Here is a 19,246-nt window from a genome sequence, read left to right as displayed (position 1 = left end):
AGGACCACGCAGTGCCCACCTTCGAGAAGTTCAACCTCCCCGACGCGGGCGAGGGCCTCACCGAGGCCGAGATCGTGCACTGGCACGTCGCCGTCGGCGACGCCGTCACGGTCAACCAGACGATCGTCGAGATCGAGACGGCGAAGTCGCTCGTCGAGCTGCCGTCGCCGTACACGGGCGTCGTCACGGAGATCCTCACGCCCGAGGGCACGACGGTCGAGGTCGGCGTGCCGATCATCGTCGTGGACACGGACCCGGGCGGCACCGCCCCGGCGCCGACCGCACCGGCCGGCGTCGTGCCCGACGGCGCGGACGCGCCCGCAGCGACCGCGTCGCCGCAGACGGGCACCGGGGACGCGACGCCCGCCGCGAGCGAGGGTTCCGGCTCGGTGCTCGTCGGGTACGGCACCGTCGAGCCGGGCACGGCCCGACGGCGGCGCCGCGCGGCCGAGCCGGCCGCCGCAGCGCCCGCGGCCGAGCCCACCGCCGCAGCACCCGCGACCGACCGCCCCGGCCCGGCGACCCCGGACCGGACGGCCCCGGCGGCGAGCACCGCGCCGTCGGCCCCGGCCCCGGCCCCGACCCCCGCCGCGCGGGCGAGCGCGCCGGCCGCCGTCGGGCACGCGACCCTGCCGGTGCTGGCCAAGCCGCCGGTGCGCAAGCTCGCGAAGGACCTGGGCGTCGACCTGGCGAGCGTCGCGGGCACCGGCCCGGGCGGGATCGTCACGCGCGAGGACGTGCAGGCCTACCACGAGCAGGCGAAGGCGCAGCCGCTCGCGACGTACGCCGACGACGACCAGCCGTGGCTCGCGACGGGCGCCGTCACGGCCGACGGCCGCCAGACGCGCGTGCCCGTGAAGTCGGTGCGCAAGCGCACGGCCGAGGCGATGGTCACGAGCGCGTTCACCGCCCCCCACGTGACGGTCTTCCACACGGTCGACGTCACGCGCACCATGAAGCTCGTCCGCACCCTGCGGGAGGACCGCGAGTTCGCGGACGTGCGCGTCACGCCCCTGCTCGTCACCGCCAAGGCGCTGCTCCTCGCGGTGCGCCGCCACCCGGAGATCAACGCGAGCTGGGACGACGCCGCGCAGGAGATCGTCTACAAGCACTACGTGAACCTGGGGATCGCGGCGGCGACGCCGCGCGGGCTCGTCGTGCCGAACATCAAGGACGCGCACCGCCTCGACCTGCACGGCCTCGCCGGCGGGATCGCGGACCTCACCGCGACCGCGCGGGCCGGGCGCACGTCGCCCACCGACATGTCCGACGGCACGATCACGATCACCAACGTCGGGGTGTTCGGCATCGACACGGGCACGCCCATCCTCAACCCCGGCGAGGCCGCGATCCTCGCGTTCGGCGCGATCCGCGAGCAGCCCTGGGTCCACAAGGGCAAGATCCGCAAGCGCTGGGTCACGCAGCTCGCGCTGAGCTTCGACCACCGCCTCGTCGACGGCGAGCTCGGCGCGCGCGTGCTGGCCGACGTCGCGCGGATCCTCGAGGACCCGGCGCGCGGTCTCGTCTGGGGCTGAGCCCACCCGTCGGCACGCGGGACGCGCGTCGGCACACGCTGCGCCGCTCGGCACCTCGAGGTGCCGAGCGGGCACGCTCCGTGCCGAACCGTGCCCGGGCCACTGCTTGCGAGCGCATCGAGAACCGCGAGCATGAGGCTCAGCGTCGGCGACCCGGTCGGCGCGGTGTCGCCACAGGAGGGTCGTGTGCTCGGGAGTGCTGGTCGGGGGTCACGGACGGGTCCGGGCGTCGGGCTCGCGGCCCTCGCGCTCGTGACCGCCACGCTCGCGGGGTGCGCGGGACCCGGCGCGGCAGAGGCGCAGGACGTCGTCGAGGACCTCGCGGGCGCGCTCGCCGTGGGGGACGGCGACGCCGCGTGCGCCCTGATCCTGCCCGCCGCGGCCGACGCGCTCGCCGCCGACGAGGGCGAGCCGTGCGCGGACGTCGTCACCGCGCCGGACGGCCCCCTCGCCGGGCTGACCGCGGCCGGAACCCAGGTCGTCGTCGAGGACGTGCACGTCGCGGGGCGTCAGGCGCAGGTCGTCACGGCGACGGACACCGTCTTCCTCGCGCTCTCCGGCGACGCGTGGGTCGTCACCGCAGCAGGCTGCACGCCCCGCGACGACCGCCCCTACGACTGCGAGGTGGAGGCATGAGGGTCCCGCGGCTGATGTTCTGGGCCACGCTCGTGCTCGTCGTCGCGGGCCTCGCGGTCACGTTCGTGCTGGCGGCGGTGCACCGATGAGCGCCGGCAGCGGGAAGGGCGGCGTCCTCGGCGGCCTGCGCGCGAGCTCGCTGAGCCTGTTCTTCGCGCTCGCGTTCCTCGCGTCGCTCGTCGCGCAGGCCGTGAGCGGCGTCGCCGTCTTCAACACCGACCAGCGGGCGGCGGGCCTCGACCCGGTGACGTTCGGCCAGTACGTGCTGTCGTCGGCGTTCTGGGTCGACGTCACGGAGAACTGGCAGTCCGAGTACCTGCAGTTCCTCCTCTTCATCACCGCGACGGTGTGGTTCGTGCAGCGAGGCTCGCCCGAGTCGAAGAAGCTCGACCAGGCGGGCCGCGAGTCCGACGAGGACCAGAAGGTCGGCGAGCACGCCACCGCGGACTCCCCGGCGTGGGCCCGGGCCCGAGGCTGGCGGCTCGCCGTCTACTCGCGCTCCCTGTCGCTCGTCATGGGCGCGATCTTCCTCGGGTCCTGGGCCGCGCAGTCGGCGGCCGGCGCGGTCGCGTTCAGCGAGGAGCAGCTGCGCGACCTCCAGGACCCCGTGCCGTGGACGGAGTACCTGTCCATGCCGGACTTCTGGAGCCGCACGTTCCAGAACTGGCAGTCCGAGATGCTGGCCGTCCTCAGCATGGTCGTCCTCGCGATCTACCTGCGCGAGCGCGGGTCGCCCGAGTCCAAGCCGGCGGGCTCGTCCCACGAGGCGACCGGCGTCGAGGCCTGACGGCGAGCGCGCGGACGGCCGCTCACAGCGCCCGCCGAGCGGGTGTGCGGAAGACCTCACACGGGCTTAACGGGGGTCGCGCGCGGGGGAAACACGGCGTTCCTAGCGTCCTGGTCACTGACCGGGACCTGCTGAAGGAGCCGCCATGTCCGCGCCCACGAGCCCCACCACCCACGAGGGTGAGCAGTCCGCAGCCCGCCCGTCCGGCGTCGTGCCCGCGACGCCGCCCGCCCCGGGACTCGCCCCGGCACCACCGAGGACGCCGCACCGCCGCTCCGGGCGGTGGATCGACCGCTGGGACCCGGAGGACCCGACGTTCTGGCGCGACGGCGGCCGCCGGGTCGCGACCCGCAACCTGGGGATCTCGGTGTTCGCGGAGTTCCTCGGCTTCGCGGTCTGGGCGCTGTGGTCGATCGTCGTGCCGCAGCTCCCCGCCGCCGGGTTCACCTTCACCGTGGACCAGCAGTTCTGGCTCATCGCCGTGCCGAGCCTCGTCGGAGCGACGCTGCGCATCCCGTACACCTTCGCCGTGCCCCTGTTCGGCGGGCGTAACTGGACGGTCGTGTCCGCCCTCCTCCTGCTGCTCCCGACGGCGGCGCTCGCGGTCGTCGTGCAGGACCCCGGGACGTCGTTCGGCGTGATGCTGGCCGTCGCGGCGCTCGCCGGCTTCGGCGGCGGCAACTTCGCGTCCTCGATGGCGAACATCTCGTTCTTCTACCCGGAGCGGGAGAAGGGCAAGGCGCTGGGCCTCAACGCCGCGGGCGGCAACCTGGGGACGGCGGTCGTGCAGCTCGCGGTGCCGCTCGTCATCGTCGCCGGGGCGGGTGTCGCGCTCGAGCGCGCGGGCCTCATGATGATCCCGTTCGTCCTGCTCGCCGCGTTCCTCGCGTGGCGGTTCATGGACAACCTCGCCACGGCGAAGGCGGACCCGCGGTCGTTCGCCGTCGCGACCCGGAACCGGCACACGTGGATCATCTCGTTCCTCTACATCGGGACGTTCGGGTCGTTCATCGGCTACGCCGGTGCGTTCCCGACGCTCCTCGCGGGCCAGTTCCCGGAGGTCACGCTCTCGATCGCGTTCCTCGGCGCGCTGGTCGGCTCGGTGTCCCGGCCGCTGGGCGGCATCGTCGCGGACCGCCTGGGCGGCGCGCGCGTGACGATCGCGTCGTACGGGGTCATGGCGCTCGGCGCGGTCGGCGCGACCCGGGCGCTGGAGACGCACAGCTTCGGCCTCTTCTTCGCGTCGTTCCTCGTCCTGTTCGTCGCGACGGGCGTCGGCAACGGCTCGACCTACCGGATGATCCCGGCCGTCTTCCAGGCGAGCGCGGCCCGCGACCTCGACGGCCCGACGGCGAGCGACCCTGCGGCCCTGGCCGCGGCCCGGGTCCGCGCCCGCCAGGCCGCGGCCGGGTGCATCGGGATCGCGGGCGCCGTCGGCGCGTTCGGCGGGTTCCTCATCCCGCGCGGGTTCGCCGCGTCGACGAGCCTCTCGGGCTCGCTCGTCCCCGCCCTGTGGACGTTCGTGGGGATGTACGCGGTGATGGCGGTCGTCGCGTGGGCGGTCTACCTGCGCAAGGGCTCTGCCCTCGCGGCGGCCGGGATCTGAGCGTGGACACCCACTGCCCCTACTGCGCGCTCCAGTGCGGCATGACGCTCACGCCCGCGCGCGGCCCGCTGCCGGTCACGGTCGCCCCGCGCGACTTCCCCACCAACCGCGGCGGGCTGTGCCAGAAGGGCTGGACGAGCGCGACGGTGCTGCGCGCGCCCGACCGGCTCACGAGCCCGCTCCTGCGCGGACCCGACGGCGAGCTCCGGCCCGCCCCGTGGGACGAGGCCCTCGACGTGGTCGCGGCCGGGATCGAGCGGGTCCAGGCCGCGCACGGCTGCGACGCCGTCGCGGTGTTCGGGGGCGGCGGCCTGACGAACGAGAAGGCGTACGCGCTCGGGAAGTTCGCGCGCACGGTGCTGCGGACCGCGAACATCGACTACAACGGGCGGTTCTGCATGGCGTCCGCCGCGGCGGGGGCGAACCGCGCGTTCGGCGCCGACCGCGGGCTCCCGTTCCCGCTCGCCGACCTCGGCGGCGCGGACGCCGTGCTGCTGCTCGGGTCGAACGTCGCCGAGACGATGCCGCCGTCCGTCCAGCACCTCGCCGGCGTGCGGGCACGGGGCGGGCTCGTCGTCGTGGACCCGCGCCGCAGCGCGACGGCGGCGCTCACGGGGGAGGCGGGGGACGCCGTCGGGCAGGGGGTGCACCTGCAGCCGGTCCCGGGCACCGACCTCGTGGTGCTGCTCGCGCTGCTGCACGTCGTGGTCGCGGAGGGGCTCGCGGACACGGCCTACCTCGACGCGCGCACGACCGGGTTCGACGACGTCCGCCGGTCCGTCGCCGCATGGTGGCCCGAGCGCGCGGAGACGGTGTGCGGGGTGTCGGCGGACCGGTTGCGCCACGTGGCCCGGCTGCTCGCGGCGGCGTCACCCGTCCACGGGGGTGCGGGCGCGTACGTGCTCACGGGCCGTGGCGTCGAGCAGTCCTCGCAGGGCACGGCGACCGTGACCGCGGCGATCGACCTCGCGCTCGCCCTCGGCCTGCCCGGCCGCGTGGGGTCCGGGTACGGCGCGATCACCGGCCAGGGCAACGGGCAGGGCGGCCGCGAGCACGGGCAGAAGGCGGACCAGCTCCCCGGGTACCGCAGGATCGACGACCCGGCGGCCCGCGCGCACGTCGCCGCGGTGTGGGGCGTCGACCCGGCGACGCTCCCCGGTCCTGGGATGCCCGCCGTCGAGCTCCTGCGGTCGCTCGGCGCGCGGCCCGGACCGGGCGGTGCGACCACGACCTACGCCGAGGACGGGCGCCCGCGCGCCTTGCTCGTGCACGGGTCGAACGTCGTGGTCAGCGCCCCGGACGCGGACCGGGTCGCGGCGAACCTGCGCGCGCTCGACCTGCTCGTCGTGTGCGACCTCGTGCCGTCGGAGACGGCGCTGCTCGCGGACGTCGTGCTGCCCGTGACGCAGTGGGCCGAGGAGGAGGGCACCATGACGTCGCTCGAGGGACGCGTGATCCGACGGCGCCGCGCGGTCGACGCGCCGGGCGAGGCACGGTCGGAGCTGTGGATCCTGGCGGAGCTCGCGCGTCGGCTGGGATCGCCGGTCTCCTTCCCGACCGACCCGGCCGTCGTCTTCGACGAGCTCGCGCGCGCGTCCGCGGGCGGCGTCGCGGACTACGCCGGGCTCAGCCACGCGCGCCTCGACGCGGACGAGGCGGACGGCGGCCCGGGCCTGCACTGGCCGGTGCCGTCCCCCGACCACCCGGGCACCCCGCGGATGTTCCTCGACCGGTTCCCGACGCCGGACGGACGTGCCCGCCTGGTCGCGGTCGACCACACGGGCCCGAGCGACGACGTGCGGCCCGACGCGCCGCTCTACCTCGTCACGGGCCGCGTGCTCCAGCACTACCAGTCGGGCGCGCAGACCCGGCGCGTGCCGGAGCTCGACCGCCTCGTCCCGGAGCCGTTCGTCGAGGTCCACCCGGTCCTCGGCACGCGCCTCGGCGTCGACGACGGAGACCGGGCGCGCCTCACGACCGCGCGCGGCGCGATCGAGGCGGTCGTGCGGTGGACGGACCGCGTCCGGCCGGACACGGTCTTCATGCCCTTCCACTGGGGCGGCGTGGGCAGCGTCAACCGCGTGACGACCGACGCGACCGACCCCGTCTCCGGGATGCCGGAGTTCAAGGTCTGCGCCGTGGACGTGCGACGCGCCCCTGCGCTCCAGGAGGTCGTGGGATGACGCGCGTCGTCGTGGTCGGTCACGGCATGGTCGGGTCGCGGTTCGCGGGCGACCTCGCGGCGCGGTGCGGGGGGTCCGCCGACGTCGAGGTCACCGTGCTCGGCGCGGAGGAGCACGAGCCGTACAACCGCGTGCTGCTCAGCGAGGTCGTCGCGGGCCGGGCCGACCTCGCGGCGATCGCGCTGCCCGCCACGGACGACCCTCGCGTGACGGTCCGGCGCGGCACCGAGGCCCTCGCGATCGACCGGGCGTCGCGCCGCGTCCTCACGGGCGAGGGTGCCTACCCGTACGACGTCGTCGTGCTCGCGACGGGCGCCGCGGCGCGCGTCCCCGAGGTGCCCGGCCTCACCGGCCTGCCCGGCGGCCTGCCGCGTGGCGCGCACGTCCTGCGGACGCTCGACGACGCACGCGCGATCGTCGCGAGGTCGCTCGACGCGCGGCACGCCGTCGTCGTGGGAGCGGGCGTCCTCGGCCTCGAGGTCGCGTGCGGGCTTGCGCGTCGCGGCGTCGCCGTGAGCCTCGTGCACGGCGGCGCGAGCGTGATGGACCGCCAGCTCGACCGTGCGGCGGGCGGCGTCGTCGCGCGCGGTCTCGCCGGCCTCGGGGTGCGCGCCTGGACCTCAGCCCGGACCGAGCGCGTGGTCGTGGCCGGCGGCAGCGTGCGGGGCGTGACGCTCCGCGTGCCCGACGGCGGCCCGCACGACCCCGCGGCGGATCGGCCGGGCGCGGCCGGGGGAGTGCCGGACGGCGTGCGTCGCGTCGACCTCGACGCCGACCTCGTCGTGCTCGCGTGCGGCACCGTGCCCGAGGCCGGGCTCGCACGGGCGGCGGGGCTCACGGTCGACCGTGGGGTCGTCGTCGGGCCCGACCTCGCCAGCCCGGACGACCCGCGCGTGTTCGCGATCGGCGACTGCGCCCAGCCGCCCGAGGGCGGCACCGGGCTGATCGCCCAGGGGTGGGACCAGGCGCGCCGGCTCGCGCAGCACCTCGCGGAGCGGCTCGCCGCCGGGGCCGACGGCGCGGGGAGGCCGGGCGCCGCGCAGGGGGCCGCGCCCGACCGGCGGCGTGCGCGCCGAGGACCGGCCGCCGACCGGCCGAGCGTGGCGCTGCGGCTCGCCACGGACGTCGTCGCGCGCCCGCTCGCGCCGACGTCCGACCCCGGGGTCGGCACGCGCGCGACCGCCGGGACCGACGTCGTGCGGGTCAAGGCGGCGGGGCTCGAGATCGTGACGATGGGCGTGTGCGGCGAGCGTCGCGCGCCCGACGCGGCGCACCGGTCCGTGACGCTGAGCGACCCGGCGGCGGGGCGGCACGTCGAGGTCGTCGTCGCGGACGGGGTGCTCGTCGGCGCGACGTGCGTCGGCGCGCCCGAGGTGGGGGCCGACCTCGCCGCCGCGTACACGCGCCGCGTCCCCGTGCCCGCCGACCCGGCCCACCTGCTGCTGCGCCCGGTCGCGCAGGCGCCCGCCCCGGCGTCGTCCCCGACGCTCATGCCCGACCGCACGACCGTGTGCACGTGCAACGGCGTGACCAAGGGCGACGTCGTGGGCTGCTGGCACGACGGCGCCCGGAGCGTCGACGACGTCGCACGGGCGACGCGCGCGACGACGGGCTGCGGCGGGTGCAAGGACGTCGTGTGCGGCCTGGTCGACTGGCTCGCGCAGACCGACCCGGAGCAGCCGCAGGCCGACGGCGCACGGGCGAGCGTCGGCCTCGGCGCGTGAGGTCGGCAAGCCCTGCCGAGATCGGCAGTCACGATCGTCGATCTGGACACGACCTGCCGGTCTCGCACCGCTCCGCCGACCTCACACGGCGGCGTCCGGCCGGGTGAGAACACCGTTACGGACGGGCAACGGGCGGGGCACGGTCGCGAAACCGCCCGTCCGTAGCGTCGTCAGCACCATCCCCGGGGGCCTCTCCTCGCTCTCGTCGGACCCCGCGGACGGTGACCGATCCGCCCCGACGCCCCCAGGAGCCCGCCGTGACCGGACCTGAGACCGATCCCGCCCCCGCCCCGGCCCCCGGTGCGCCCCGGCACCTCGTCGTCGTCGGCGGCGGCATGGTGGCGCAGCGGCTCGTCGAGGCGTTGCGCGCGCGCGACGCCGACGGGACGTGGCGCGTCTCGCTCTTCGCCGAGGAGCCGCGCAAGCCGTACGACCGCGTCGCCCTGACGAGCTACTTCTCGGCGCGCGACGCCGAGGAGCTCACCCTCGGCGACCCTGCCCTGTGGGACGACCCGCTGGTCACGCTGCACCGCGACTGCGCGGTGACGTCGATCGATCGCGAGGCGCAGACCGTCACGGACCGGCTCGGGCGCGTGCACGCCTACGACGAGCTCGTCCTCGCGACCGGTTCGAACGCCGCGCGCCCCCCGATCCCCGGCAACGAGCTGCCCGGCGTGTTCGTCTACCGCACGATCGACGACGTCGCGGCGCTGCGCGGCTGGGTCGAGGAGAAGCGGCGCGACGCCACGACCGAGGGTGGCTGGGAACGCCCGGTGCGCGGCGCCGTCATCGGCGGCGGACTCCTGGGCCTCGAGGCCGCAGGCGCGCTCAAGGCCCTCGGCGCGCAGGCCACGGTCGTCCAGTTCGGCACGCACCTCATGGACGCGCAGATCGACCTGGGCGGCGGCGAGGCCCTCAAGCGCCTCATCAACGGGATGGGCATCGCGGTCCGGTGCGACACCGGGACCAAGGAGCTGAGGGTCTCCCGCAAGACCGGGCACGTGGGCCGGCTCGACTTCGCCGACGGCGGCCGGCTCGACGTCGACGTCGTGGTCCTCGCGACGGGCGTGCGGCCGCGCGACGAGCTCGCGCGCGCGGCGGGGCTCGCGGTCGGGGAGCGCGGTGGCGCCGTCGTGGACCTCGCGTGCCGCACCGAGGACGAGCACGTGTGGGCGGTCGGCGAGGTCGCGTGCCTCGAGGGCCGGTGCCTCGGCCTGGTCGCGCCGGGCTACGCGATGGCGGAGGTCGTCGTGGACCGCCTGCTCGGCGGCGAGGCGACGTTCCCCGGCGCGGACACGGCGACCAAGCTCAAGCTCCAGGGGGTCGACGTCGCGAGCTTCGGCGACGCGCACGGCCGCACCGAGGGCGCGATGGAGCTCGTCTGGGCCGACCCGGTCGCGGGCGTCTACAAGAAGCTCGTCCTGTCCGACGACGCGCGCACGCTCCTGGGCGGCGTGTTCGTGGGCGACGCCGCGCCGTACGCGTCGCTGCGGCCGATGCTGGGCACGGAGCTCCCCGGCGACCCGGGGCTGTTCCTGCTCCCCGAGGGGTCCGGCGGCGGGGCGCCGGACCTCGAGCTCCCCGACGACGCCACGGTCTGCTCGTGCAACAACGTTGGCGCGGGCACGATCCGGGGTGCGGTCACCGAGCACGGGTGCACCGACCTCGCGGGCGTCAAGGCGTGCACGCGCGCGGGGACGAGCTGCGGGTCGTGCCTGCCGCTCGTCAAGAAGCTCACGACGACCGAGCTCGCCCGGGCCGGCGTCGAGGTCTCGAACGCCCTGTGCGAGCACTTCGACCTCTCGCGCGCGCAGCTCTTCGACGCGGTGCGCGTCGCGGACCTGCACACGTTCAGCGAGATCGTCGCGCGGTTCGGCCGGGGTGTCACTGCGCCGGTGGACGAGAGCGCAGCCACGCAGGGTGCCGTGCTGGTGCGCGACGCCGGGCGCGGCTGCGACATCTGCAAGCCCACGATCGCGTCGATCCTCGCGTCGCTCGGCAACGGTCACGTCCTCGACGGCGAGCAGGCGACGCTGCAGGACACGAACGACCACGTCCTGGCGAACATGCAGAAGGACGGCACGTACTCCGTGGTCCCGCGCATCCCCGGGGGCGAGATCACGCCCGACGGGCTGCTCGTCATCGGGCAGGTCGCCAAGGACTTCGGGCTCTACACGAAGATCACGGGCGGCCAGCGCATCGACATGTTCGGGGCGCGCATCGAGCAGCTCCCGCACATCTGGCGCCGGCTCGTGGAGCACGGGTTCGAGTCCGGCCACGCGTACGGCAAGTCGCTGCGCACGGTGAAGTCGTGCGTCGGGTCCACGTGGTGCCGGTTCGGCGTGCAGGACTCGGTGGGCATGGCCGTCGAGCTCGAGCTCCGGTACCGCGGCCTGCGCTCGCCGCACAAGATCAAGCTCGGCGTCTCGGGGTGCGCGCGCGAGTGCGCCGAGGCGCGCGGCAAGGACGTCGGCGTCATCGCGACGGACAAGGGCTGGAACGTGTACGTCGGCGGCAACGGCGGGTTCACGCCCCGGCACGCGCAGCTCCTCGCCGAGGACCTGGACGACGAGGCGCTCGTGCGCACCATCGACCGCTTCCTCATGTACTACGTCCGGACGGCCGACCGCCTGCAGCGCACGGCCGCGTGGGTTGAGGACCACGAAGGCGGTCTCGACGCGATCCGCGAGGTGGTCGTCGAGGACTCGCTCGGCATCGGTGCCGACCTCGACGCCGCGATGGCCCGCCACGTCGGCGACTACGAGGACGAGTGGCGCGCGGTCCTCGAGGACCCGGAGAAGCTGCGCCGCTTCGGCTCGTTCGTCAACGCGCCCGCCGAGCCCGACCCCGACCTCGCGTACGTCACCGAGCGCGGCCAGATCCGTCCCGCCACGGCGGACGAGCGCGCTGCCCTCGAGGAGGTCCGCGCCGCGGGTCTCGCCACCGTCCCCGCCGGCCCCGTGGTGATCGCCGGCACGACCCTGGAGGTCCGTCGATGATCGTCGTGCCAGCAGAGCAGGCCGCGTACCCCGTGGAGACGCCGACGTCGGACGCGGCGGGGTGGGAGCGCGTGTGCCTCCTGCGCGACCTCCTCGTCGAGCGCGGCGCCGCCGCCCTCGTCGGCGGGGTGCAGGTCGCGTTGTTCCGCCTCCCCGACGACACGGTCCGCGTCGTGCAGCAGCGCGACCCGTTCTCCGGTGCGAACGTCCTGTCGCGCGGCATCGTCGGCACGCGCGGGGGCGTGCCGACGGTCGCCGGCCCCATGTACAAGCAGGTCTTCGACCTCACGACCGGCCGGTGCCTCGAGGCCGCCGGGTACGTGCCCGTCCAAGGCCTCGCGCCGGACCTGGCGACGTGGCCCGCCGAGGTGCGCGACGGCGTCGTGCACGTGGGCCTGCGCCCCCACGCCGCCGGGCCCGCGGACGGTGCGTCGTGACGACGCTCCTCGGGATCGACCTCGCCGGGCGCACGGTGCTCGTCGCGGGCGGCGGCCCCGTCGCGGCCCGTCGCGCGCGGGCGATGGCCGACGACGGCGCGCACGTCCGCGTCGTCGCGCCCCAGGTCTGCGAGGACCTGCGCGACCTCGTCGCGGCCTCGCTGCGCGCCCCGCTCCTCGCACCGTCACCCGTCGGGCTGCGGGCCGACGGCGGGACCGCGCCGGGCGGCCGCGTCACCTGGGCGCCGCGCGACGTCCGCGAGTCCGACCTCGAGGACGCGTGGCTCGTGCTCGCGGCGACGGACGACTCGGGGACCAACCGGGACGTCGCCGCGTGGGCCGCCGCGCGCCGCACCTGGTGCGTCAACGCCGGGGCGGCGCACGAGGGCACCGCGCGCACGCCCGCGACGACCCGCAGCGGCGACGTCCTCGTCGGGGTCGTCACGGACGCCCCCGCGGTCGGCGTGCCGGCGGACGTCCGGGAACGACGAGCGGCTGACGCCGCGGCCGAGCGGCGCGGTCCGGACCCGCGGCGGGCGCGCGCGGTACGCGACGCGATCGCCGACCACCTGCGCTCCGGCGGCGCCGACCAGCGCCACCACCGTCCTGCGCCGGGAGGCCTGGGGCGCGTGACGCTCGTCGGCGGAGGGCCCGGCGCGGTCGACCTGCTCACGGTCCGGGGTCGCCGGGCGCTCGCGGAGGCGGACGTCGTCGTCGCGGACCGGCTCGGACCGGTCGACGTGCTCGACGAGCTCGCGCCCGGCGTCGAGGTGATCGACGTCGGCAAGACGCCCGGCCACCACCCCGTGCCGCAGCACGAGATCAACGCCCTCCTCGTGGAGCACGCGCAGCGCGGCCGGCGCGTCGTGCGGCTCAAGGGCGGCGACCCGTTCGTCTACGGGCGCGGCGGCGAAGAGGTGCTCGCGTGCCGCGCGGCGGGCGTGCCGGTCGACGTCGTGCCGGGCGTGTCGAGCGCGCTGAGCGTCCCGGCGCTCGCGGGCATCCCGCTCACGCACCGGGGCACGGTCGCCGCGTTCCACGTGGTCAGCGGCCACGACGGGCTCGACGCCGCCGCGCTCGCCGGGGTGCGCGACCGCACGGCTACGCTGGTGGTCCTCATGGGTGTCTCGCAGCTCGCACGCATCACGGCCCAGGCCCTCGACGCCGGGGCCGACCCTGCGCTGCCCGTCGCGATCGTGGAGAACGGGTCGACGCCCCGCCAGCGCGTGACGCGCGCCCCGCTCGGCGAGGTCGTGGAGCGCGCCGCCCAGGTCGGGGTCCGGGCCCCCGCGATCATCGTGGTGGGGGACGTCGCCGCCGCGGGACGGCTCGAACCGGACCCGGCGACGGTCGCGTGAGCGACTCCGGCCCCGACGGGGAGCGCCCCACCCTCGGCCAGGTCATGGCCGGCTGCACCGTGCTCGTCACGGCCGACCGCCGCAAGAGCGAGCTCGCCGCCGCCCTCCAGCGCCGGGGCGCCGAGGTCCGCCACGCGCCCGCGCTGAGCATGATCCCGCACGCCGACGACGAGCAGCTCCTCGCCGGGACGCGCGACCTCGTCGAGCGGCCGCCGGACGTCGTCGTCGTCACGACCGGGATCGGCTTCCGGTCCTGGGTCGAGGCCGCCGACGCGCACGGCCTCGCCGACCGCCTGCTCGAGGTGCTGGCCGACGCGCGGATCGTCGCGCGCGGGCCCAAGGCGCGCGGCGCGATCCAGGCCGCAGGCCTCACCGCCGACTGGGTCGCCGAGTCCGAGACGTCGGCGGAGATCGCCGACGTGCTGCTCGGCGAGGGCGTCGCCGGGCTGCGCATCGCCGTGCAGCACCACGGCGCCGGTGCCGACGGGCTCGACGTCGTGTTCGCGGAGGCCGGCGCCGAGGTCGCGAGCCTCGTCGTCTACCGGTGGGGACCGCCGCCCGACCCGGAAGCGTTGCGCGCGTCCGTCGAGGCCGCGGCCGTCGGGGAGATCGACGCGGTCGTCTTCACCTCCGCGCCCGGCGCCGAGGCGTGGCTGAGCGCCGCCGAGGAGCACGGCGTCGGGCGGCTCGTCGTGTCGAGGTTCCAGGACGGTTCGATGGTCGCGGCCGCCGTCGGGCCCGTCACCGCGCGACCGCTCGAGCACCGCGGCGTCACGCCGCTGCAGCCCGAGCGCGGACGGCTCGGCGCGCTCGTGCGGACGCTCGTCGCGCACTACGAGCAGGCCGAGACCGTCGCCCTCGCGACCGTCGCCGGGACGCTGCAGATCCGCTCGCGCGTCGCCGTCCTCGACGGCGAGGTGCTGCCCCTGTCGCCCAGCAGCCTTGAGGTGCTGCGCCTCCTCGCCGCGCGCCGCGGCGAGGTCGTCACCCGCGACGACGTGCTCGACGTCCTGCCCGGCGACTCGCGCGACCCCCACGCGGCCGAGGTCGCGGTCGCGCGCCTGCGCGAGGCCACCGGTCGCCGGGACCTGGTCAGGACCGTCGTCAAGCGCGGATACCGATTGGAGCTCGCATGAGCGCGGACAGCCCCACCTCCCTCGACGCCGTCGCCGGCGCCACGGCCGGGCGGCGTGCCGCCGCGCCGGTGCTCGTCGGCTGCTCCCACGGCACGAACGACCTCGCGGGGCGTGCGGTGATCCGCGCCCTCCTGGACGACGTGCGCGCTGCCCGTCCTGACCTCGACGTCCGGGAGGCGTTCGTCGACGTGCAGCAGCCCGAGGTGGCGGACGTCGTGGCGGCGGTCGTCGCGCCGTCCGACGGCGGGGCCCCGGGCGCCGCGGTGGTGGTCCCGCTCCTGCTCTCCGCCGGGTTCCACGTGAGCGTGGACGTCGCCGCGGCCGTCGAGGACCGCGGCCCCGGCACCGGGGCGGCCGCCGCGTCGGGGCCGCTCGGCCCCGACCCGCGCCTCGTGGACCTGCTCGCCGAGCGGCTCGCGGAGGCCGGCCTGCGCGACGGCGACGCCGTCGTGATCGCCGCCGCCGGGTCGAGCCGCCCGGGCGCCGCGCGCGACGTCGCGGAGCTCGCCGCGGGGCTGCGCGAGCGCGTCCCCGGCCCGGTCTCCGTCGGCTACGGCGCCATGGCGACGCCCACGGTGCCCGACGCCGTCGCCGCCGCCCGCGCGGGCCTCGCCCCGGGCGGGCGCGTCGTCGTCGCGGCCTACCTCCTCGCGCCCGGCTTCTTCTACGACCGGGTGCTGGAGGCGGGCGCCGACGTCGTGACCGGCCCGCTCGCGCCCGACCCGCGGCTCACCGCGATCGTGCTCGACCGCTATGGGGACGCCGCGGCCGGGCTGCGCCCTACGCCCTGAGGACCGGGCGGGTGCGGGGCGCGAGGAGGGCGACGCCCGCCGCGAGCAGCACCGTGACGCCGAAGCACACGACGTACGACGCCAGGCCGAGCGTGGGGTGCAGGGCCCACAGGAGCGACCCCGTGACGGCGAGCGCGGTCGCCGCGGCGACGGCGTCGGACACCTGGAGCGCGGACGAGTTCGCGCCCTGCTCGGCGACGGGCGAGAGCTCGAGCGTGAGCACGGACAGCGTCGGGTGCGTCATGCCCATGCCGAGCCCGGCAAGGGTCCACGCGACCATCCCGACCACGGGCGGCACGGCCGTCCAGGCGAGCAGCGCGGCGCCGCCGATCCCGAGCGCGACGAGCGTCCCGCCGAGGCGCACGTAGCCCGCGTGCTGGAGCCCCCAGGTCGCCCGGCCGCGGAGCCACGACCCCGTCGACCAGCCGACGGCGCCGAACGTGAGCACGGCGCCCGCGAGCGACGGCGAGAGGCCGCGCTCGTGCGACAGCAGGAGCGGGAGCAGCACCTCGGCGCCGGTGAACGCGGCCGCGACGAGGCCGCGGATCGCGATGACGCTCGGCAGGCCGCGGGCCGCGCGGGTCGTGCCGCGGGGGAGCAGTCGGGGGACGGCGAGCGCGACGGCGGCGAGCGACGCGACGAGCAGGGCCGCGAGCCCGACCCCGCGCAGCTGGCCCGCGTAGTTGAGCGCCCCGATGCCGACGGCGGCGACGACGGCCCAGGTGAGCGACGCCTGGCGCGCGGTCCGGTCGAGCGGCGGCTCGGCGTCGTCGGGCCGGTCCCCGGACAGCGGGGTGGACGCCGGGGCGGGCTCGGGGGCCGAGCCGCGGGCGGCACGCATCACCGGGCGCATGAGCAACAGCGCGGGCACCGCGAGGACCGGGACGGCGAGGAACACCCAGCGCCACCCGACGTGCTCGACCACGAGCCCCGCGATGGCGGGCCCGACGATCGACGGGATCACCCAGGCCGCCGCGAACGCCGCGAAGACCTTCGGGCGCCGGTCGGTGGGGAAGACGCGCGCGACGAGCACGTACAGCGCGACGATGTACAGCCCCGTCCCGACGCCCTGGAGCACGCGGCCCGCGACGAGCACGAGCATGTCCTGCGCGAGCCCGGCGACGAGCAGCCCGGCGAGGAAGAGCCCGATGCCGGTCCACAGCGGGGTGGTCGGGCCGGCGCGGTCGCTCCAGCGGCCGGACGCCACCATGCCGACGACGCTCGACGCGAGCGACGCGGCGAACGCGAGCGTGTACAGCGTGAGGCCGTCGAGCTCGACGGCGACCGTCGGCATGGCGGTCGCGACGGCGAGCGCCTCGAACGCGCCGAGGAACACGAACGCGACCATGCCGAACAGCACCGTGCGCTGCGTCCCGGGCGAGAGCGTGCCCGCCTCGGTGGGGCTGGTCGCGGGGCCGGTCTCGGGCACGCCGACGTCTCCCGTGCCGGTCTCGCCCGCGCCGGGCGCGGGGGAGCCGTACGCCGGTGCGTCGGCGTCGGTGCGGGGGTCCGCCGTCATACGAGAACGACCTTTCCGGTGGTGGCGCGCGCTTCGAGCTCGCGGTGGGCGCGCGCGGCCTCCGCGAGGGGGATCCGGTGCGTGACGACCCGCCACGTCCCGTCCGCCGCGAGCGCGAGCGCGCGCTCCTGCAGCGCGGACAGGTCTCCCCAGGGTCGGGCCCGGGGTCCCACCGCCCACCGTACGTCCGGCGCGCCGCCGTCGGCCCCCGTTTTCCCGCCCGGGTGGTCGACGTCACCGGCCCGGTTCGGCGCCCCCGACGCCCAGCCGTAGAGCACGAGGCGGCCGGTCGGCGCGACGAGGCTCGCGGCGTCGGTGCCCGCGTCGCCGCCGACGCCGTCGAGGAGCACGGTCGCGCCCTCCGGGGCGTGCTGCCCGACGGCGGTCCGCGCCTCGTCGAGCCAGCCGTCGGCCCGGTAGTCGACGGCGACGAGGCGGTCCTCCTGCGCCGCTCCGGCGAGCGACCGCACGAGGGCGACCTTCTCCGGGCCGCCGGCGAGCGCGACGACGCGCGCTCCCACCGCGAGCGCGCTCTGCACGAGCAGCGTGCCGAGCCCGCCGGCCGCGGCCGTGACGACGACGGTGTCCGTCGCGGTCAGCTCCGCCAGGTCGAGGACGCCGACGGCGGTCCGCCCGGTGCCGATCATGGCCAGCGCGTCGGGCGCGGTGACGTGGTCGGGGATGCGGTGCAGCGCCTCGACGGGCACGACGGCGAGACGCGCGTACCCGCCGCCGTCGGGCGTGGCGCCGAGGTGGGCCGCGACCCGTCGCCCGCGCCACGCGGCGTCGACGCCCGGCCCGACGACGTCCACCACCCCGGCGACCTCGCGCCCGGGGACCGTGGGCAGGGCGGGCAGCGGGAGCGGTCCCGCGACCTCGCCGCGGCGCAGCGTCGTGTCGAGCAGGTGGACGCCGTGCGCGCGCACGGCGACGCGTACCTGGCCGGGGCCGGGGACCGGGTCGGGGAGCTGGTCCAGCACGAGGTTCTCGGGTGGTCCGAACGCGTGCAGGCGGATGGCGTCCACGGGTGCTCCTCGGGATCGGGATCGGGGTCGTGCCAGGGTCGTGCGGCCTCGCGATCGCGCCGCCCTGCTAGTCTCGAACCTCAACAATTGTTCAGGTCAAGTACCCGTGCCGACCGGCGGCCGGCCGTGCCCGCCGCGTCGCCGCTGCATCCGTCCGCGTGGAGGAACCGCCGTGCCCGACGCCGCCCCGTCCCCGAGCGACGAGCTCACCGTCGGCCAGCTCGCGGCGCGCAGCGGCGTCGCCGTGTCCGCCCTGCACTTCTACGAGCGCGAGGGGCTCATCACGAGCCGTCGGACGCCCGGCAACCAGCGGCGCTTCACGCGCGAGACGCTGCGCCGCGTCGCGTTCGTGCGCGCGTCGCAGCGCGTGGGCATCCCGCTCGCCCGCATCCGCGCCGCCCTCGCGACGCTCCCCGGCGACCGCACGCCCACGGCCAAGGACTGGCACCGGCTCTCGGCCGGGTGGCACGCCGACCTCGACGCGCGCATCGAGCAGCTCACGCGCCTGCGGGACCACCTCACGGACTGCATCGGCTGCGGGTGCCTCTCGCTGCGCCGGTGCGTCCTCGTCAACCCCGACGACGCGCTCGCCGACGAGGGCCCCGGCCCCCGCACGCTGCTCGTCGAGGGGATCGAGGACTGAGCCACACGGCGTCGAGCGTCCGATCGGCCGCGGGGCCGCGTGGCAGGAGCGTGGGGCGGGCCCGGCGACGAGGCCGTCAGCCCGGCGCGCGCAGCGAGCCGAACGTCGGACGGTAGCGCAGGGCGAACCCGAGCCGCTCGTAGACGCCGATCGCGCCGACGTTCTGCGCCGCGGCGTGCAGGAACGCGCGGTCGCCCCGCTCCTGGACGTGGAACGCGACGTCGCGCACCAGACGCGAGGCGAGGCCGCGCCCGCGGTGGTCGGGGTCGGTCGTCACGGCGCTGATCTCGGTCCACCCCGCGGGCCGCAGGCGCTCGCCCGCCATGGCGACGAGGCGGCCGTCGTCGTCGCGGAACCCGACGTACCGGCCGAGGAGGTAGGTCCGGGCCTCGAAAGGACCCGGTCGGCTGCGCTCGACGAGCGCGAGCATCTCCGGGACGTCGTCCGCGCCGAGCACGACCGCCTCCGGGTCGGGTCGGGTGACGAGACGCTCGGTCTCGACGAGCTGGACGCCCTCGACGCGGGCCTCGACCGTCCAGCCGTGCGGCGGATCGATCCCAGCCGGCGGCGCCGAGAAGTGCCCGCCCGGGCCGACGAGCGCGGCGATCACGTCCCACACGCCCGGGTCGGTCCACGAGCGCACGCCGGTGATCGGGGAGACGTCGGCCGGGTAGCGTCGCGCCAGGTCGTCGCCCTCGGCGAGGTGCGCGTGCGCGCCGGTGAGCGCGCTCCACGACGGGTTGTCCAGGACCGGGTCGTCGACGCCGGTGGCGCCGGGGTCCGTGCTCGTCGCGGTCATGCTGCTCCTCCTCGCCCGGTCGCCCGGGTGCCGTGCCGTCGTCGCGGCCGTCCGGCCGTGCGTGTCCT

The 19,246-nt window shown here is 76.6% G+C and carries 15 protein-coding genes; 12 read left to right on the top strand and 3 right to left on the bottom strand.

Going from position 1 to position 19,246, the window contains the following annotated elements:
* The first annotated feature begins 11 nt into the window (after positions 1–11).
* From ACPCUX_RS15235 to ACPCUX_RS15185, 11 genes are all read left to right on the top strand, one after another.
* Positions 12–1,535, top strand: coding sequence for a dihydrolipoamide acetyltransferase family protein (locus ACPCUX_RS15235; RefSeq protein WP_137279882.1), 1,524 nt, complete (start codon positions 12–14; stop codon positions 1,533–1,535).
* A 132-nt stretch (positions 1,536–1,667) separates the two neighbouring features.
* Entirely contained in the window at positions 1,668–2,171 is a 504-nt protein-coding gene (locus ACPCUX_RS15230) for a hypothetical protein (RefSeq protein ID WP_171467296.1), read from the top strand.
* A gap of 85 nt (positions 2,172–2,256) precedes the next feature.
* Positions 2,257–2,958, top strand: coding sequence for a DUF6766 family protein (locus ACPCUX_RS15225; RefSeq protein WP_171467297.1), 702 nt, complete (start codon positions 2,257–2,259; stop codon positions 2,956–2,958).
* A gap of 145 nt (positions 2,959–3,103) precedes the next feature.
* Positions 3,104–4,564 (top strand): MFS transporter, encoded by a 1,461-nt coding sequence (locus tag ACPCUX_RS15220; RefSeq protein WP_423389098.1) that lies wholly within the window; start codon positions 3,104–3,106, stop codon positions 4,562–4,564.
* 2 nt (positions 4,565–4,566) lie between these two features.
* The gene (locus ACPCUX_RS15215; protein WP_423389097.1) at positions 4,567–6,747 is read left to right on the top strand and encodes a molybdopterin oxidoreductase family protein; all 2,181 of its coding nucleotides are present in this window, start codon (positions 4,567–4,569) and stop codon (positions 6,745–6,747) included.
* The gene (locus ACPCUX_RS15210) at positions 6,744–8,471 is read left to right on the top strand and encodes an FAD-dependent oxidoreductase (protein ID WP_423389096.1); all 1,728 of its coding nucleotides are present in this window, start codon (positions 6,744–6,746) and stop codon (positions 8,469–8,471) included. Before ACPCUX_RS15215 ends, ACPCUX_RS15210 begins: the two co-directional genes overlap by 4 nt.
* 335 nt (positions 8,472–8,806) lie before the next feature.
* Entirely contained in the window at positions 8,807–11,470 is a 2,664-nt protein-coding gene (gene nirB, locus ACPCUX_RS15205; protein WP_423389106.1) for a nitrite reductase large subunit NirB, read from the top strand.
* Entirely contained in the window at positions 11,467–11,907 is a 441-nt protein-coding gene (nirD, locus tag ACPCUX_RS15200; protein WP_081600277.1) for a nitrite reductase small subunit NirD, read from the top strand. Before nirB ends, nirD begins: the two co-directional genes overlap by 4 nt.
* Positions 11,904–13,265 carry a uroporphyrinogen-III C-methyltransferase gene (gene cobA, locus ACPCUX_RS15195; protein ID WP_423389095.1) on the top strand — a complete coding sequence of 454 codons (1,362 nt, stop codon included), beginning with the start codon at positions 11,904–11,906 and terminating at the stop codon, positions 13,263–13,265. Before nirD ends, cobA begins: the two co-directional genes overlap by 4 nt.
* A gap of 44 nt (positions 13,266–13,309) precedes the next feature.
* Positions 13,310–14,401, top strand: a complete 1,092-nt coding sequence (locus ACPCUX_RS15190; protein ID WP_034653096.1) for a uroporphyrinogen-III synthase — start codon at positions 13,310–13,312, stop codon at positions 14,399–14,401.
* Positions 14,398–15,192, top strand: coding sequence for a sirohydrochlorin chelatase (locus ACPCUX_RS15185; protein WP_085386751.1), 795 nt, complete (start codon positions 14,398–14,400; stop codon positions 15,190–15,192). The genes ACPCUX_RS15190 and ACPCUX_RS15185 overlap by 4 nt, the downstream gene beginning before the upstream one ends.
* Here the strand turns inward: ACPCUX_RS15185 and ACPCUX_RS15180 are convergent.
* On the bottom strand, positions 15,182–16,711 hold the full coding sequence (locus ACPCUX_RS15180) for an MFS transporter (RefSeq protein ID WP_423389094.1): 1,530 nt from the start codon (positions 16,709–16,711) through the stop codon (positions 15,182–15,184). The genes ACPCUX_RS15185 and ACPCUX_RS15180 overlap by 11 nt on opposite strands.
* Complete coding sequence (locus ACPCUX_RS15175; protein WP_423389093.1) at positions 16,708–17,736, bottom strand: zinc-binding dehydrogenase; 1,029 nt, start codon at positions 17,734–17,736, stop codon at positions 16,708–16,710. The genes ACPCUX_RS15180 and ACPCUX_RS15175 overlap by 4 nt, the downstream gene beginning before the upstream one ends.
* A gap of 172 nt (positions 17,737–17,908) precedes the next feature.
* On the opposite strand from ACPCUX_RS15175, the gene soxR reads away from it, so the two are divergent.
* Positions 17,909–18,379, top strand: a complete 471-nt coding sequence (gene soxR, locus ACPCUX_RS15170) for a redox-sensitive transcriptional activator SoxR (protein WP_043659223.1) — start codon at positions 17,909–17,911, stop codon at positions 18,377–18,379.
* A 76-nt stretch (positions 18,380–18,455) separates the two neighbouring features.
* Here the strand turns inward: soxR and ACPCUX_RS15165 are convergent, their stop codons facing one another.
* Positions 18,456–19,178 (bottom strand): GNAT family N-acetyltransferase, encoded by a 723-nt coding sequence (locus ACPCUX_RS15165; RefSeq protein ID WP_423389092.1) that lies wholly within the window; start codon positions 19,176–19,178, stop codon positions 18,456–18,458.
* Between the last annotated feature and the right edge of the window lie 68 nt (positions 19,179–19,246).

Source organism: Cellulosimicrobium sp. AB352 (assembly GCF_049538415.1).
GTDB classification, from domain to species: domain Bacteria; phylum Actinomycetota; class Actinomycetes; order Actinomycetales; family Cellulomonadaceae; genus Cellulosimicrobium; species Cellulosimicrobium funkei.
Note: the sequence above shows the minus strand (reverse complement) of the source record. Positions and strands in the feature narration are given on the sequence as shown.

Bases quoted from the DNA above. Each gene is read 5' to 3' on its own strand.
- ACPCUX_RS15230 (WP_171467296.1), top strand. From the start codon at position 1,668: ATGAGGCTCAGCGTCGGCGACCCGGTCGGCGCGGTGTCGCCACAGGAG.
- ACPCUX_RS15225 (WP_171467297.1), top strand. From the start codon at position 2,257: ATGAGCGCCGGCAGCGGGAAGGGCGGCGTCCTCGGCGGCCTGCGCGCG.
- ACPCUX_RS15220 (WP_423389098.1), top strand. From the start codon at position 3,104: ATGTCCGCGCCCACGAGCCCCACCACCCACGAGGGTGAGCAGTCCGCA.
- ACPCUX_RS15210 (WP_423389096.1), top strand. From the start codon at position 6,744: ATGACGCGCGTCGTCGTGGTCGGTCACGGCATGGTCGGGTCGCGGTTC.
- nirB (WP_423389106.1), top strand. From the start codon at position 8,807: ATGGTGGCGCAGCGGCTCGTCGAGGCGTTGCGCGCGCGCGACGCCGAC.
- nirD (WP_081600277.1), top strand. From the start codon at position 11,467: ATGATCGTCGTGCCAGCAGAGCAGGCCGCGTACCCCGTGGAGACGCCG.
- ACPCUX_RS15190 (WP_034653096.1), top strand. From the start codon at position 13,310: ATGGCCGGCTGCACCGTGCTCGTCACGGCCGACCGCCGCAAGAGCGAG.
- ACPCUX_RS15185 (WP_085386751.1), top strand. From the start codon at position 14,398: ATGAGCGCGGACAGCCCCACCTCCCTCGACGCCGTCGCCGGCGCCACG.
- ACPCUX_RS15180 (WP_423389094.1), bottom strand. From the start codon at position 16,711: ATGACGGCGGACCCCCGCACCGACGCCGACGCACCGGCGTACGGCTCC.
- ACPCUX_RS15165 (WP_423389092.1), bottom strand. From the start codon at position 19,178: ATGACCGCGACGAGCACGGACCCCGGCGCCACCGGCGTCGACGACCCG.